Source organism: Microbispora rosea (assembly GCF_900156315.1).
Lineage (GTDB): Bacteria > Actinomycetota > Actinomycetes > Streptosporangiales > Streptosporangiaceae > Microbispora > Microbispora rosea.
In genome coordinates this window covers 1-14,757 of record NZ_FTNI01000059.1, presented here as the reverse complement: position 1 = coordinate 14,757, position 14,757 = coordinate 1, and the positions used below count along the sequence as shown (strand labels likewise).

The following is a 14,757-nucleotide window of genomic DNA, read 5'->3' as shown; positions in this document are numbered from 1 at the left end:
TGTACGGGTGGACGCGGAGCCCGCTGGTGGAGTACTACATCGTCGAGAACTGGGGCACCTACCGGCCCACGGGCACCTTCAAGGGCACCGTGACCTCCGACGGCGGCACCTACGACATCTACCAGACGACGCGTTACAACGCGCCTTCGATCGACGGCAACCAGACCTTCAACCAGTACTGGAGCGTCCGTCAGCAGAAGAGGACCGGCGGCACCATCACCGTCGGCAACCACTTCGACGCCTGGGCCCGCGCCGGCATGTCCCTGGGCAACCACGACTACCAGATCCTGGCGACCGAGGGCTACCAGAGCAGCGGCAGCTCCAACATCACCATCGGCGGCACGACCGATCCTTCGCCCTCGCCTTCGCCCCGCCCCTCGCCCTCGGCCTCGCCTTCTCCCCGTCCCTCGCCCACGGTCTCGCCGTCCTCGCCGGGAGGCACCGGCGCGTGCCGCGTGTCCTACTCGAAGAACGAGTGGAACAACGGCTTCACCGCCGAAGTGGCCATCACCAACACCGGCAGCGGCACGATCAACGGCTGGACGCTGACCTGGGCCTTCTCCGGCGGCCAGCAGGTCACCAACGCCTGGAACGCCACCGTCAGCCAAAGCGGCTCGTCGGTGACCGCGCGCAACGTGTCCTACAACGGCTCACTGGCCCCCGGGGCCACCACCTCGTTCGGGTTCCAGGGCACCCACTCCGGCAACAACCCCAACCCCTCGGCCTTCAGCCTCAACGGCTCGGCCTGCTCTACCGGCTGACCGGCACGGCCGTACGGCGCGGCGACGCGCGGGCAGGGAGCGGGCGCCCTCGGGCCCCGCTCCCGTCCGCCCGCGCTGGACGGGAGTGGGAACGACCGACCGGCTCAGGGCTGGGCGTCGAGCGCAGCCATTCCCACCCGATCCGCTCATCGCGGATCAGCCCGCCGACGTCCTCGTCCGGCACCGCCGGATCGGCGACGATGGCCAAGATCGCGTCCAGCAGCGCCTGCCGGTCCTCTCCGGACTTGGCGCGCTCGGCCAGCGCGTCCCGCATCCGATGCGCCGCCTTGCTCTCCCCGTGCCGAGAGCGCCTGATCGAACAACTGCACGATCTCGTCCAGCACCTCGGTCGCCGACTGCGCCACCAGCGTCAGCAGGATCGGATACCGCCGCTCCGGCTCACGCCGCTGCAACGCCTGCGCCGTCAAGCGGCGGCCCACCATCGCCAGAAACCGGCGCCGCTCGGCCGGCAGCACCGACAGATCCAGGGCGTACGCGTCCATCCCGCGCAGGAACTCCAGCTTCGCGATCTCGGCCTTCACCGCTGCGGGCGAGGCCTCCACCGGCCCCTTGCCCAGCCACCGCAGCCGGCTCATCCCGATCACTGGATCGCTCACCTGCAGCCCGTCCAGCCGGCACGGCGCTCGTCGGTGAACTCGTGCGCCAGCCGGTCGAACGTCTCGGCCCGCGCGACCTCGCGGGCGTGCGCAACCCGCTTCACCACGGTCACCGGCCCCGGCCGGATCACCTTCGCCGAGATCAGGAACTCACACGCCAGCCGGAACAGCAGCGTCGGCGAGTCGTGCTCCATCGCCCGCGTCAGGAGGAACTCATCCAGCTCCTTCAACTCCAGCGTCGTCGGCGCCCGCCACCCCAGCTACTTCGCCACCAGCCGCAGATGGTCCGTCCTGGTCTTCACGCGACGCCCGTAGGAGCGGATCACGTCCGGGTCCACGCCTGCTCGGGTGCCATGTAAGTGGGGGTGCCCATGAGTCCTTCGGTGATGCCGGCCGTGACCTCGGCCGTGCGGGCGATGCCGAAATCGATGACCCGGGTTGTGCCCGAGCATCCGGGCGGCGCAGAAGCACCTCAACGGCCCAACCAAGTCAATTGCGAGGTTGCGCCGGCATCTGCAGCGGGACACCGAATCGGTTGAAGGCGTTCATCAGAGCCACCTGGACGACCAGCGCGCCGAGTTCCTCGTCGGTCATGAGGTCGCGGACGCCGGCCCAGACCTCGTCGCTGACGCCGTGCGGGGTCAGCGTCGTTGCGGCCTCGGTGTACTCGAGCGCCGCCCGTTCCGCCGGGGTGAACAGCGCCGATTCGCGCCACGCGGACAGCTGGATGATGCGGTTCAGCGATTCGCCCTGCTCCAGCGCATCGTGACTGTGCAGGTCGATGCAGTGCACGCAGTGGTTGATCTGCGAAGTACGCAGCTTGACCAGCTCGCGGATGGTCGGATCGAGTGGCGAGGTGAGAATGGCCTGGTCCGCGGCGTAGAGCGCCTTGGCGGCCTTTGGGGCGGCCGTCCGCAGGTCGAGGCGGGGCTCACGGGTGTGCACGTGGGTGGTCATGACTTCTCCTTCAGGCGTGGATATCGCGTTGTCGAGCCAGGCGTGTGCTGGCGGGGGTCACGAGGACTGAGTGGCTGACCAGTCGTCGAAGGTGGTGCGCCCGATCCGGGCGACACCGAGCGGAACCAGCGAGTCCCGCACGATCGGTACGCCGAAGTACCCGGCGCCGGCGTCCGGCTTGAGGGGGCGCTCATCACCTCGCGCGGCAAGCGCCGAACCGATGAAACGGGCGAACGCCGCGCGTTCCGGCCCCGCGACCTCGACCACGCCGTCGAGCGGGGCGGAGGTGGCTACGTCCACGAGCGCGGCGGCGACGTCGGCCGCAGCGACCGGCTGAAGGTCCGCGGTGGGCGGCACGATCACGTCGTCCTGGGCCATGCCGGCGCACATGGCCGTCAGGTTCTCGAAGAACTGTGTCGCCCGCACGATGGTGAAAGGGGTGCCCGACTCGGCGACGAGCCGTTCCTGCGCGGCCTTGGCGTCCAGGTAGCCCGGGTGCGAGAGCCGGTCTACACCGACGATCGACAGCACCACATGGTGCCGCACCCCGGCTTCCCTCCCGGCGTTCAGCAGTGTGCGGGTGGAGGTGGTGAAGAAGTCGAGGATCGGCTCGGGTTCGAAGATCACTTTATTGGTCACGTCGACGACCACGTCCGCGCCCTTCAGCGCGTCGGCGACGCCGCGGCCACTGATCGTGTCCACGCCGGTTCCCGGCGCGGCCGGAACGACGTCGTGACCCAGCAGTTGCAGCGACTCGACGACTTTAGATCCGATGAGTCCGGTTCCCCCGGCAACGACGATGCGCATGTCCCACTTCCAAATTCGGATAACTGTTGTCCGAGATTCTATTCGGACAACAGTTATCCGAGTCAAGTAGGCTGGGCGCATGAAGATGTCAGGCGGGGTCGAGTGGGGCTTGCACTGTTGCGTCGTGCTCAGTGGGGCGGGCGCGCCGGTGACGGCGGCCAAGCTCGCCGAGCTGCACGACGTCTCACAGAGCTATCTGGCCAAACAGCTGCAACTGTTGTCCCGCGCAGGCCTTGTGCGCTCGACGCTGGGCCAGTCCGGCGGCTATGTGCTGACTCGGGCTGCGAATGAGATCACGGTGCTGGACGTGGTCGAGGCGATCGACGGCGTCCAGCCGGCGTTCCGGTGTACGGAAGTGCGTCAGCGGGGCCCGATGGCCGTGCCGGCGGAGCGGTGTGACACTCCCTGCCCGATCGCCCGCACGATGGATTCCGCTGATCGTGTCTGGCGGGAGTCGCTACGTCGGGTCACCATTGCCGACCTGATCGCCGACGTCAACCGCACGACGCCACCTGAGATACTCGCGGGGGCCCGGGAGTGGCTGCGCGCCTGAGCAACGGCGACGAGCCGTACATGGCCGCGAACCCATCCGGCTCCGGCACTGCCAGCAGCGAGAGTGTGTCCCGTCAGTGGTGTATCTCGATCTTGTTTGCTCAACGCAACGTTACTCGCCGGAGCAAGCCAGGAGCCGGCGCTCGAGCAAGACCAGCCCGCGGTGAATCCCTACGATCTGGCCGAACACGACACCACTCAATGTGCCGCCTCCGGCATGGTCTCCCTGCGGGGGCGGGCGATCTCGGGGATCGGTGTTCCCGCGACGGGCACGCCGGGGGCGAGGGCAAGGTCGACGAGCTCCTCGGCCACGGTGCGGCAGGCCATGAGCTGGGTGGGCAGGGCCGGGATGTAGGCGACCCTGCTGCCAGTCGAGGAGTTGGCCGACGAATTCGTGGAACTGGGCGGCCCGCAGGATGCGGACGGGGAGCGGGCCGGACAGGAGCAACTCCTCGTGCACCTTCTTGGCGGCGAGGAAACCGGCGGTGGCCTTGTCGGCGCCGATGATGGAGGCCATCGCGATCCGGGCGACCCCCGCCTTCCGGCCGGCCTCATGCAGATTGCGGGCCGACGTGCGGAAGAACTCCGTCGCCGCCTCCTGCTCGGAGGAGTGCCATGAGGCGACGTCGATGACGACCTCGACCCCGGTGACGGCCTCGGCCAGGCCCTCACCGGTGGTGATGTCCACGCCGGTGGCTCGGGACATCGGCACCACCCGGTGCCCCCGCTCGGCCAGGACGTCGACGACGTGGCGGTCCAGCCGTCCGGTCGCTCCCGCGACCGCGAACGTGATGATGCTCATGCTCCAGTGCCCCTCTTACTTGCTGTAGTTCCGGCCGGGGGCATGCCGGGGATCGGCTTGGCGCCGGCCGGCCTCCGCCCTCTCGGGGAGGAAGGGGAGGGGCCGGCGCGTGCCGTACGGATCGTCCGGGCGGCGTCCTGACGACCACCAGACGCCGGAGCCCCGGTGCCTGTGACGAGCGAGCCGTGTGACACGGGCCACCTTCGTGGGTGTCACAGAGCGGCGGTGACCGGCGTCTTGTGCGTGTGGCAGGGTCGGGGCATGGCCGAGCGCGGCGAACGGCGTACGGACCCGGCCGAGCCGCTCGATCGTGCCGGCCCCGCGAACGGCGTGGCCGTCGTGGACTCCGCCACGGCGGCGTTCGTCGCCCATCGCAATCTGCTGTTCACCGTGGCCTACGAGATGCTCGGCTCGGCCGTCGACGCCGAGGACGTGCTGCAGGAGACCTGGCTGTGGGCGGGCGTCGATCTGGACACCGTGCGGGAGGAGAGCGCGCCTTTCTGGTGCGGATCGTCACCCGGCAGGCGCTTGACCGGCTGCGTGCGCTCGACCGGCGCAAGGAGGCCTATGTCGGGCCGTGGCTGCCCGAGCCGCTGCTGACCGCGCCGGATGTGGCCGAGGACGTCGAGCTGGCCGAGAGTGTCTCGATGGCGATGCTGCTGGTGCTGGAGACGTTGTCGCCGACCGAGCGGGCGGTGTTCGTGCTGCGCGATGTGTTCGACCTGGACTACGACGAGATCGCCGAAGGCGTCGGCAAGTGCCAGGCCGCCGTCCGCCAGATCGCCCACCGGGCGCGGGCACATGTGGCCGCGCGCCGGCCACATGGCATCGCCTCGCCGGCCGAGACCCGGGCCGCGCTTCAGGCCTTCCAGCGAGAGGTCGAGACCGGCGAGTTGCAGGGCCTGCTCGACGTTCTCGCGCCGGATGTGGTCGCCCTGAGCGACGGCGGCGGAGTCAGGCACGCACTGCTGCGGCCCGTTGTGGGGATCGGCGACGTGGCTCGCCTGCTGGCCGCCGGTTGGTGGAGACGCGACGCCGAAAGGTCGGTCGAGCCAGTTCAGATCAACGGCGGCCCGGGGCTGCTCGTGCACGTCGACGGGGAGATCGACGGAGTGGTGGCGGTGCGCGTGGAGGGCGGTTACGTCACCGGCGCCTACCACGTGCGCAATACCGAGAAGTTGTCGCATGTGGAGCGGGAGACCGCCGTGACTCGCTGAGCCGGCGAGACCGGCGCGGCGGCTCGCAGAAGCGACAATTCTCAGGATGACGCCGCGTAGCGGGCGGCGATCGCGGCGGCGCGGTTGCGCAGGGAGTCGCGCAACCACCGCGGGGCCAGGGCTTCCGCGTCCGTGGTGAGCTGCCACAGCGCCCACTCGGCATGTCTCGGATCTTGGAAGGTCACCTCCAGCCGCAGCCGGCCGTCCGAGTCGGATTCCTCCGCGAGGACGGCCAGCGCTGTGCTCACCACGTCCTCCCGCCGCGCCGGATCGACGCGTACCAGCACGGTGACCTGGTCACCGCCGGTCCGGAACCGCGTGCTGCGTTCCTGCCAGGCCCGGTCCAGATCCACCCGGTCCGGTCGCTGTGCGGGTTCGGCGAGTTCCTTTGCGGCCAGGATCCTGGACAGCCGGTAGGTGCGGTCCGCGCCGGACCTCGTGGCCAGCAAGTAGCCCCGGTCGCGTACGGTGACCAGGCCGATCGGGTCCACCGTGCGCCACTTCGGGGTCTGGTCCGCGGCCGCATAGTGGATCCGCAGCTTGTGTCCGGCGAAGACCGCGCGCAGGACCTCGGCTACTACGGCGTCGGGGACCTCCTCGGCGACCAGCCGACGCGAGAGGAGGTCGGTCTCCGGGTCGATGAGCAATCGCTCGGCAGCGCCGGCCGCGGTGTCCCGATAGCTTTCTGGCAGCGCGTCAACCACCTTGAGCATCGCCGAAGCGAGCGCCGAGCCGAGACCGAACGCCTGCGCGCCGCGCCGCGATCCGGCGACCAGCAGGGCCAGGGCCTCGTCGTGGTTCAGTCCGGTGAGCTCGGTTCGGAAACCGGGCAACAACGCGAAGCCGCCGTGCCGCCCGCGTTCGGCGTAGACCGGGACGCCGGCCGCGGACAGCGCCTCGATGTCGCGCAGCACGGTGCGGGTGGACACCTCAAGCTCGCGCGCCAGCGCGGTCGCGGACAGCCGGCCGTGCTGCCGCAGCAGCAGCACCAGCGAAACCAAACGGTCGGCGCGCATGCGGGAAATCTATCGAGATATACGACACAGGATGTCGTGATTTGTTGGGAGGCTCATCAACGCGACAAGAAAGATCGCGGCTACCGAGCCCGATCGACGTACGTGATGCCCCGCGAATCGAATGGAGCTGATGTGACGATGGAGCGAACGGCGGTCAACCCGTGGGCGTGGTCGGTGGAGCTGGGATACAACCAGGGCGAGATCGTCTCCGGGCACGCCCGGACCCTCTACTGCGCCGGGCAGACCGCCATGGGCGGCGACGGCAGGCCCCGGCATTCGGGTGACATGGCGGCGCAGTTGGCGCTGAGCCTCGACAACCTGGAGGCCGTGCTCGGCGAGGCCGGCATGTCCCTCGCGAACCTCGTCCGGCTCAACGTCTACACAACCGATGTCGACCGGCTCTTCGAGCACTACGGCGTGCTGGCGGCGCGGCTGGGCGCCGCAGGGGTGGCACCGTCCACCACGATGCTCGGGGTGACCCGGCTGGCGATCCCCGACCTGATGGTCGAGCTTGAGGGGACCGCCGTCGGGTGATGCGACCTCGCCGCCGCCGCGCGGATCAGGGCGTGGGACGGGGCGACGACGTCATCCCGCCGCGCGCGCGGAGCACCTCGCGGCCGCGCTGTGAGCCGGGGAAACGGTCGAGCAGGGTGCGCAGTTCGGCCGCGTCCACGTTCGCGCCGAACGGCTCCGTGCCCGGCTCCATCCGGACGCCCTCGGCGAGCGGGCCGACGATCACCGGGTCGAAGCCGAGCGCGTCCACGATCGAGGCGGCCACCTCGACGTCGTCCGGGTCGTCGCCGGCGACGGCGATCGCGCGGCGGCCGGGAGCGCCGGCGGGCCGGGCGCCTTCCTCCAGGTCGTGATAGCCCATGTGGTTGAAGGCCTTGACGATCCGGGAGTGGGGCAGGAACGCCTGGACGATCTCGCTGGAGGACGTACGGGGGTCGGTGAGGTCGTCTCGCACTCCGTCCACCTCCCCCCAGTAGTTCATCGCGTCGAGCACCAGCTTGCCCCGCAGCGCCTCGGCCGGGACCTTGCGATGCCTGCCCAGTGGCAGGGCCAGCACCACGACATCCGCCTCGGACGCCGCCTCCACCGCGGTCACCGCGACCGCCCCGGGCGTGACGACCTCGACGATGAGGGAGATCCGCGCGGCCTCCCCGGAGCCCGCGATCAGGACGCGGTAGCCGGCCGCGACGGCGAGGCGGGCCAGGACGGTGCCGACCTTGCCGGCGCCGAGGATGCCGATGGTGCGGACGTCGCCGGGTTTCACGGCCGCTCCAGGTCGTCGCCGGGTCATGCGTGGACCGTGTCCGCGGCGAGCAGCTCGCGTACGCGCGGGGCGACCTCGCGGCCGAGCAGTTCGATCGTGCGAGCGCGGACGTCGCGAGGCAGGTGCATGATGTCGTACTTGAGATCGAAACGGCTCAGGCGGAGATCGCGGGCCATCTTGACGATCTTGCGGGCGACCGTCTCGGGCGATCCCACGAAGAGCGCGCCGTGCTCGACCTCGGCTTCGTACCGTTCACGATTCGGCGCGTAGAAGCCGCGCTCGGCCGCGAGATCCTCGACGACGGGCCGCCAGTAGCGCCACCAGGTTTCGACGGCCTCCTCGTCGGTGTCCGCGACGAGGCCGAGCGAGTGCTGGCCGATCGGCAGTTCGGGATGGCCGAAGCCGTCGAGCGCCTTGAGGTACAGCTCGACGTTCCTCGCGAACCGCTGCGGCCGTCCGCCGATGACGGCCATCATGAGGGGCAGGCCGTGACGGGCGGCGCGCACCACGGAGTCGGGGCTGCCGCCCACGCCGATCCAGGTGGGGATGCCCCCCGGCCGCATCCGGGGATGCAGCAGCTGCCCGGTGAGCGGCGGCCGCACCGTGCCCGACCAGGTCACCCGCTCCTCGCGTTCGAGTCGCAGGAAGAGATCGAGCTTCTCCTCGAACAGCCGCTCGTAGTCGGCCAGGTCGTAGCCGAACAGCGAGAACGACTCGGTCACGGAGGCGCGGCCCAGCACGATCCGGGCACGGCCGTCGGACACCGCGTCGAGGGTGGAGAACTCCTGGTACAGCCGGACCGGGTCGTTCGTGCTCAGCACCGTCACGGACGTGCCGAGGCCGATGCGCCGGGTGGCGGTGGCGATCGCGGCGAGGAGCACCGGGGTCGCGGAGTCGTTGTGCCCGTCCCGGTAGTGTTCCCCCACGCTGAAGACGTCCAGCCCCGCCGCCTCGGCGAGCCGCGCCTCCTCCACGAGCAGGCGCACGGTCTCCGCGTCGTCGAGCACGCGCCCGCCGTCCGTCGCCACCTCCCCGAACGAGTTGAGTCCCAGCTCGAAGCGTGGGCGGTCGATCCCGCCGACGGTCATGGTTTCTTCCGCCCCGGCAATGCCAGGCATACCGATCATCTCCCCGAACGTGCGCCGGCGGTGTGGAGCAGGGCTCGTCGCCGGCCTCGATGACGTGCGAATACTGACTACACGCCGGTGATCGGTAACTTCAATTGAACCGTGGTCACATGAAGTGAACCGGCTCGGCGGCCTCAGTCGAGATCGTCGGAGCCGGCCGCCCTGTCGAAGGCGTGGCGGTTGGCGCGGATCGTGTCCTGGTTGTCGGCCGCCCACCGGGTGAGCGCCAGGACGGGCTCGGACAGGGTGCGTCCGAACGGGGTGACCTCATACTCGACCCGGGGCGGGATCTCCGGATAGATCACGCGCTTGACGAGCCCGTCACGCTCCAGGCTGCGCAACGTCAGCGTCAGCATGCGGCGGGAGATGCCGGGGGCCGTCCGCAGCAACTCGGTGAAGCGCATCGGCCCCTTGTCGAGCAGCCCGATGAGGATGAGGCTCCACTTGTCGCCGACCCGGTCCAGCACGGATCGCAGGACATCCGGGTCGTGCTCGAGGCAGGCTCTGCCCAGCGAGCGCAGCACCCTGTCCGCCTCGGTCTGGTGCGACATGGGCTCCCGCCTCCTCCGTCACCTACGGTGACCACATCCTGTTGCCGTTAGCGGTTATCGAAGAGTACATCGGTGACGAAAAGTAACTCCCAGAGGAGCCGGACCATACCCGCAGGCTCCGGTTCGGCGCCCTATGCCTCGGTCACGTAGCGGCGCAGGGTGGCGGCCTCGCCGGCCAGCATGCCCGGGTCGTCGCCGGGGACGAACTCGAGGGCCGTGTCGATCTTCCTGCCGGTCGACGCCAGCATGCCCATGACCGCCCGCCACAGCGCCGCCCTGTGGTCGAGCGGGCGGCGATCCTGCGGCGTGGGCCACCAGCTGAAGACGTGCACGGCGTCCACGCGGTCCAGCACGGCCCGCAGGCCCGCCAGCGCCTCGTCGTCCGGCGGAGCGTGAGGTGTGAAACATTCACGTCAGAAGGACCGGCGCAGGGACCGGTCGGCACCGCGGACGCCGTACTTCTGGCTCGCTCCGAAGGCCGGTCACACCGGCCCGGAATGCGGACCGCGCCGCGGGTCATGCTCCACCCGGCGAACAGTCGTGGCGCTCAGGTTTTCCCACGTGGACCTGCGGACAGCCGGGCACGAGGGCGGCGAATGTCAGTGTCTGGGAACGTTCACAGGCCGGAAGACGTGCGCTGCGGCGGCGACGACCGATACATGCTCAGTCGGCGGGAGCATTTTCTTGCGGTTATGCGCCGAGCATTCTCGGTCAGCCGGTTGTGGACTACTGTGCGCGTTCACAGAACCTCGTGAGGGGGAGCCGGCCGCGCGGACGCGAAACGCCGAGACGAGCGATGCGGACGCCCGCCGCCGTGCGGACGCGTCTTGTGGAGGTTGGGAGAGACATGAAGAGGCGTAGTCTCGCTCTGCCGCTGTGCGCGGCGGTGCTGCTGGCAGGGGCCGGTGCCGTCGCGGCGTCACCGGCCTCGGCGGCGAGCGGGTGCAGCGTCACCTACGCGGTGAGCAGCGAGTGGCCGGGTGGTTTCGGGGCGAACGTCACGATCGACAACCTGGGCGACCCGATCACCTCGTGGACGCTGACGTGGTCCTATCCGGCGGGGCAGCAGGTGACGCAGGCGTGGAACGCGACGGTCACCCAGAGCGGGCTGCAGGTCACCGCGACCAACGCCGGCTACAACGGGTCCGTGGGAACCGGCGGCAGCGTCTCCTTCGGCTTCAACGGCTCGTGGTCCGGAAGCAACCCGGTGCCGACGGCCTTCACCCTCAACGGCACGCCGTGCACGGGCGGCGTGTCCGGGCCGCCCAGCCCGACTCCGAGCCCGTCACCGAGCGCCGTCAGCCCGACGCCCAGCCCGTCCCCGGCGAGACCGAGTCCGTCGCCGAGCCCGTCACCGACCGGAAAGAGGCTGACCATGCTGGGGGCGGATGTGTCCACCCTGCAGCGTGCCGCCGATCTGGGCGCGAAGTACTACGACGCGAGCGGCGCACAGAGGGACCCGCTGGACATCCTCAAGGGCATCGGGGCGAACTACGTCCGGCTGCGGATCTGGAACAACCCCGTCAGCGGCTACAACAACAAGGCCAAGGTGCTGCAGTACGCCAGGACGGTCAAGGCCAAGGGCCTGAAGCTGCTCGTCGACTTCCACTACTCCGACACCTGGGCGGATCCCGGCAAGCAGTACAAGCCCGCCGCCTGGGCGAGCCACGGGATCGGCCAGTTGCAGACGGACGTATACAACTACACCTACGACGTGTGCTCCAGCCTCAAGGCGCAGGGCACCACTCCCGACAGCGTGCAGATCGGCAACGAGATCAACGTCGGCATGCTGTGGAACGACGGCAAGGTCGTCGACAACGACTTCACCAACCTGAGCCTGCTGCTCAAGGCCGGCTACAACGCGACCAAGGCGTGCAACTCCGGCACCCAGGTGATCATCCACACCGCGGACGCGGACAGCGACGCCAACGCCCGCTGGTTCTACGACGGCATCAGGGCCAAGGGCGTGCCGTGGGACATCACCGGCCTGTCGTACTACTGCTACTGGCACGGCACGATGTCCACCATGGCGGGCGTGGTGGCCGACATGAAGTCTCGTTACGGCAAGGACGTGATCCTCGCCGAGACGGCATACCCCTACACCACGGCCAACGCCGACGGCACCCCCAACGTGATCTCCTCCTCCCAGCCGTGCTCCGGATACCAGGCGACGCCCGCGGGGCAGGGAGCCAACTTCACGGCAGTGCAGAACACCGCGCGCGACGCCGGCGCGATCGGCGTCTTCTACTGGGAGCCGACCTGGTACGCGGTGCCCGGCAACGGCTGGGACCCGGCCGACATCAACGGCTCCGGCGACGGCTGGGACAACCAGGCGATCTTCGATAGGAACGGCCGCCTCAACCCCAATGTCCGCTGGACGCCGTAACACCCGCGGGGGACGTCGCGGAGACCGTCAGCCGGTCGCCGCGGCGAAGCGGCGCTTCATCGTGGCGAGCACCTCGTCGGGGTCGGCGGGCAGCGGTAGAGCCGCACGGGCGACGACCTCCTCCATCGTGGCCGCCTCGCTCAGATGGTCGGTCCCGGCGCCGCACGCCAGCAGGTCGCCGGATTCGACGACATCGCCCCTCTGCGGGACGTCGTCCCCGCTCTCACGACGGTGCGCCTGCCCCTGGTCGAGATCGGCGCGGCCGCGCCGCATCCCCGCCGGCTCACGCGGGGCCGCGGCGAGATTCCCGATGATCGGGGTGGAGGAGCAGCTCGGCCAGCTCCCGGACGCGGGCGGAAGTGATGCCGGTCCGCTGCTCGACGGCGAGGGGATGGCCGGTGGGCTCCAGCTCGACGGCCGGCCGTAATCCGACCGGCCGGGTGTGGAGGTTGGTCTTGAGGTTGAGCGTCGACGGTTCGTAGATCGGCAGTTCGGAGGACAGCCAGCCGAAATACGGAGGTTCGGACTCGCGCCCCGGAGTTTCCCAGAGCCGGCCCATCCGCTCGAAGTTGTCCCGGCTCAGTGAGACCCATACGCCCCAGCTGAACGTCTCGGCCGTGTCGATGACGGGGATCTCGATGAGGCCGTGGACGAAGAAGTGCTCTCTCTCGATCACACACTGCCCGGAGGAGAGCGCGCTGTCGGTCGCCTCGGCCATCTCGGGGCTCCAGAAGGCGGGTGCGGGCATGTGGTAGCTCAACGGGAGCTCGTCGTGGTGCCCGCCGCAACGCGAGCACCGGAAACCGTGATCGATCGACACGGACGTCAGCGTAGCGAGGAAGCCTCATCCGCACAGCCGTGCCGCCTGGCCCGTTCCTCGCTTGATCCCTTCCCTGCGGTTCCCGACCGCCGGGAGCGTGGCCTGGTGCTCGGCGAGTCGCACCGAGGATCCCTGCGGCGTACTCGCGGACATCATCGGGAGGACGTTGTCAGGGTGGGTTACGCTCGGCCGGGCTCTCGTCCCATCCCGCTCACCTCTGACAGGAGTGCGCGCACATGGCCGATGCGCAGTTGCAGGTGGTCATCGTGGGTGGTGGGCTCGGGGGTCTGTGCGCGGCCCACGGCCTGCGTGCGGCGGGCATCGGCGTCACCGTCTACGAGCGTGATCCGTCGCTGGACCACCGGCCGCAGGGGTACCGGATCCACCTCGACTCCAGGGGCGCGGGCGCGCTGCGCGAGTGCCTGCCCGTCCGGCTGTACGAGCTGTTCACCGCCACCTCCGGGCAGCCGAGCAGGCGGGTCATCATCGTGGACGAGCGGCTCAGGGAACTGCACGCCGTCGAGTTCGACGGCGTGTCGGCGGATGGGGACCCGGCGTCGTTCAGCGCCTCGGCCGACCGCATGACGCTGCGCCGGATCCTGCTGGCCGGCCTGGAGGACGCGGTGCGCTTCGGCGCGGAGTTCACCCGCTACGAGACCGAGGGCGAGCGGGTGCGCACCTGGTTCGCCGACGGCTCCAGCGTCGGCTGCGACCTGCTCGTGGGCGCCCGGCTGTGGCCGGGTCTGGACCCACGCTGGCGGGGCGACTACGTGATGTGGTCGCTGGCCGTGCCCGCCGCCCTGCTGCCCGGCTCCGACGCCGAGTTGTCGTCCCGTGGCGCCGGACACCTGCACCGATTCGTGGCCGGGCGCGTCGCGGGCTGGCACCCGGCTCTGGTGCGGCTGATCGAGGCCGCCGACGTGGACCAGACCTCCTGCGTCCCGATCAGGAGCTCGGTGCCCGTCGCGCCGTGGGAGACCTCCGCCGTCACGGTGCTCGGCGACGCCATCCACGCGATGAGCCCGGCACAGGGCTCCTGGGCGAACTGCGCGCTGCTGGACGCGGCGCTGCTCTGCAGAACGCTCCGCGCGGCCGTGGCCTCGGGCGGCTCTCTGACGGCCGCGATCGGAGAGTACGAGCGGCGGATGACCGAGTACGGCTTCGCCGCGGTGCGCGCGTCCGAGCAGGCGGCGTCGTCCTTCGGCGGAAATCCGCTCGGCCGCGTTCTCCAATGGATCGGCCGGCGGTCACGCTAGCCGTCAGCCACGCGAGCGTGGGCCGGAAGCGGCGATCACGAGGAACCGGTGCCGCCGCTCGGAGAGGATCCGAGCTCGCGCAGCGGGATCATGCGGATCTCGGCATGACAAGGGCGGGCTCGGCTGCGCGCCGAGCCCGCCGGTCGGGTTCCGCCCGGTCTGTTAGCTCGCGGTGACGGCGCTCACCCTGTCGGGCCTGCGCGTACGCCGGGAAGACCGGGCGGGACCCGTGTCATGCCGTCAGCGCTGGAGGGTCAGCACGCCGGGGCGGTAGGGCAGGAGGCCGTAGTCGACGCCGTTGGAGCTGGGGCTGCGGCCCTGGTAGAGCAGCTGCAGGTTGCATGGGTCGACGGTCTTGGTCTGGTCGGGGTTGGACCGGACCAGGTCGCCGTGGCTGATGTCGTTGGTCCAGGTGGCGCCGCTGTTGGCCTTGCCGGCGAAGGGGTTGCTCTCGCTGGTGGCCTGCGGGGTCCACGAACCGCCCAGGCTGGTGGCCGTGTACGAGCGGAAGTAGCGGCCCTGCGAGCCGATCGACTCGACGAGCATGAGGTACTTGTTCTGGCCCTGGAGCTTGTAGACCTCGACGCCCTCGAACAGGTTGTTCGTGGAGTC

20 protein-coding genes are annotated in these 14,757 nt (G+C 69.9%); 7 read left to right on the top strand and 13 right to left on the bottom strand.

All coding sequences use genetic code 11. The features are described 5' to 3' along the window. On the top strand, positions 1–761 hold a 761-nt coding region (locus BXA11_RS40615), incomplete at its 5' end, for a glycoside hydrolase family 11 protein (protein ID WP_083744952.1). A gap of 146 nt (positions 762–907) precedes the next feature. Here BXA11_RS40615 and BXA11_RS44215 read toward each other — a convergent pair. The 4 genes from BXA11_RS44215 to BXA11_RS40600 form a co-directional block, all read right to left on the bottom strand. Continuing rightward, entirely contained in the window at positions 908–1,378 is a 471-nt protein-coding gene (locus BXA11_RS44215; protein WP_204054128.1) for a hypothetical protein, read from the bottom strand. Further along, positions 1,375–1,638, bottom strand: coding sequence for a DUF4158 domain-containing protein (locus BXA11_RS40610; protein WP_275409802.1), 264 nt, complete (start codon positions 1,636–1,638; stop codon positions 1,375–1,377). Before BXA11_RS40610 ends, BXA11_RS44215 begins: the two co-directional genes overlap by 4 nt. A 229-nt stretch (positions 1,639–1,867) precedes the next feature. Beyond that, on the bottom strand, positions 1,868–2,335 hold the full coding sequence (locus BXA11_RS40605) for a carboxymuconolactone decarboxylase family protein (RefSeq protein WP_076443273.1): 468 nt from the start codon (positions 2,333–2,335) through the stop codon (positions 1,868–1,870). 57 nt (positions 2,336–2,392) lie between these two features. Continuing rightward, entirely contained in the window at positions 2,393–3,142 is a 750-nt protein-coding gene (locus tag BXA11_RS40600; protein WP_076443272.1) for an SDR family oxidoreductase, read from the bottom strand. A 79-nt stretch (positions 3,143–3,221) separates the two neighbouring features. On the opposite strand from BXA11_RS40600, the gene BXA11_RS40595 reads away from it, so the two are divergent. Next, complete coding sequence (locus tag BXA11_RS40595; RefSeq protein WP_076443271.1) at positions 3,222–3,695, top strand: RrF2 family transcriptional regulator; 474 nt, start codon at positions 3,222–3,224, stop codon at positions 3,693–3,695. 111 nt (positions 3,696–3,806) lie between these two features. On the opposite strand, the gene BXA11_RS40590 is transcribed toward BXA11_RS40595, so the two are convergent. Further along, the gene (locus BXA11_RS40590; protein ID WP_076443270.1) at positions 3,807–4,496 is read right to left on the bottom strand and encodes an SDR family oxidoreductase; all 690 of its coding nucleotides are present in this window, start codon (positions 4,494–4,496) and stop codon (positions 3,807–3,809) included. A gap of 261 nt (positions 4,497–4,757) precedes the next feature. Here BXA11_RS40590 and BXA11_RS45690 point away from each other — a divergent pair, with 261 nt between their 5' ends. Then, positions 4,758–5,096, top strand: a complete 339-nt coding sequence (locus BXA11_RS45690; RefSeq protein ID WP_342202910.1) for a sigma factor — start codon at positions 4,758–4,760, stop codon at positions 5,094–5,096. Next, entirely contained in the window at positions 5,000–5,713 is a 714-nt protein-coding gene (locus BXA11_RS40585) for a sigma factor-like helix-turn-helix DNA-binding protein (protein ID WP_308441106.1), read from the top strand. The genes BXA11_RS45690 and BXA11_RS40585 overlap by 97 nt, the downstream gene beginning before the upstream one ends. Positions 5,714–5,754: 41 nt before the next feature. Here the strand turns inward: BXA11_RS40585 and BXA11_RS40580 are convergent, their stop codons facing one another. Further along, entirely contained in the window at positions 5,755–6,729 is a 975-nt protein-coding gene (locus BXA11_RS40580) for a helix-turn-helix transcriptional regulator (protein WP_076443269.1), read from the bottom strand. Positions 6,730–6,867: 138 nt separating this feature from the next. On the opposite strand from BXA11_RS40580, the gene BXA11_RS40575 reads away from it, so the two are divergent. Next, positions 6,868–7,263 carry a RidA family protein gene (locus BXA11_RS40575; RefSeq protein ID WP_076443276.1) on the top strand — a complete coding sequence of 132 codons (396 nt, stop codon included), beginning with the start codon at positions 6,868–6,870 and terminating at the stop codon, positions 7,261–7,263. Positions 7,264–7,288: 25 nt separating this feature from the next. Here the strand turns inward: BXA11_RS40575 and BXA11_RS40570 are convergent, their stop codons facing one another. The 4 genes from BXA11_RS40570 to BXA11_RS40555 all read right to left on the bottom strand — a co-directional run bounded on the left by BXA11_RS40570 (position 7,289) and on the right by BXA11_RS40555 (position 10,036). Next, positions 7,289–8,005 (bottom strand): NADPH-dependent F420 reductase, encoded by a 717-nt coding sequence (locus BXA11_RS40570; RefSeq protein WP_204054130.1) that lies wholly within the window; start codon positions 8,003–8,005, stop codon positions 7,289–7,291. A 23-nt stretch (positions 8,006–8,028) separates the two neighbouring features. Next, positions 8,029–9,123: an LLM class flavin-dependent oxidoreductase gene (locus BXA11_RS40565; protein WP_204054131.1), complete on the bottom strand. Its 1,095-nt coding sequence runs from the start codon at positions 9,121–9,123 to the stop codon at positions 8,029–8,031. Between the two features lie 143 nt (positions 9,124–9,266). Further along, on the bottom strand, positions 9,267–9,683 hold the full coding sequence (locus BXA11_RS40560) for a winged helix-turn-helix transcriptional regulator (protein ID WP_083744951.1): 417 nt from the start codon (positions 9,681–9,683) through the stop codon (positions 9,267–9,269). Between the two features lie 131 nt (positions 9,684–9,814). Continuing rightward, positions 9,815–10,036: a hypothetical protein gene (locus BXA11_RS40555; RefSeq protein ID WP_076443266.1), complete on the bottom strand. Its 222-nt coding sequence runs from the start codon at positions 10,034–10,036 to the stop codon at positions 9,815–9,817. A 494-nt stretch (positions 10,037–10,530) separates the two neighbouring features. Between BXA11_RS40555 and BXA11_RS40545 the strand changes: the two genes are divergently transcribed. After that, positions 10,531–12,069, top strand: a complete 1,539-nt coding sequence (locus BXA11_RS40545; RefSeq protein WP_159454912.1) for a glycosyl hydrolase 53 family protein — start codon at positions 10,531–10,533, stop codon at positions 12,067–12,069. Positions 12,070–12,096: 27 nt separating this feature from the next. Here the strand turns inward: BXA11_RS40545 and BXA11_RS43780 are convergent, their stop codons facing one another. Beyond that, positions 12,097–12,342 carry a hypothetical protein gene (locus BXA11_RS43780; RefSeq protein WP_167769307.1) on the bottom strand — a complete coding sequence of 82 codons (246 nt, stop codon included), beginning with the start codon at positions 12,340–12,342 and terminating at the stop codon, positions 12,097–12,099. 10 nt (positions 12,343–12,352) lie between these two features. Then, positions 12,353–12,889 carry a DUF2199 domain-containing protein gene (locus BXA11_RS40535; RefSeq protein WP_076443264.1) on the bottom strand — a complete coding sequence of 179 codons (537 nt, stop codon included), beginning with the start codon at positions 12,887–12,889 and terminating at the stop codon, positions 12,353–12,355. A 236-nt stretch (positions 12,890–13,125) separates the two neighbouring features. Here BXA11_RS40535 and BXA11_RS40530 point away from each other — a divergent pair, with 236 nt between their 5' ends. Then, positions 13,126–14,145 (top strand): FAD-dependent oxidoreductase, encoded by a 1,020-nt coding sequence (locus BXA11_RS40530; protein WP_076443263.1) that lies wholly within the window; start codon positions 13,126–13,128, stop codon positions 14,143–14,145. A gap of 240 nt (positions 14,146–14,385) precedes the next feature. Here BXA11_RS40530 and BXA11_RS40525 read toward each other — a convergent pair. Then, the coding region (locus BXA11_RS40525; protein WP_280175328.1) for a non-reducing end alpha-L-arabinofuranosidase family hydrolase at positions 14,386–14,757 on the bottom strand (372 nt) is incomplete at its 5' end.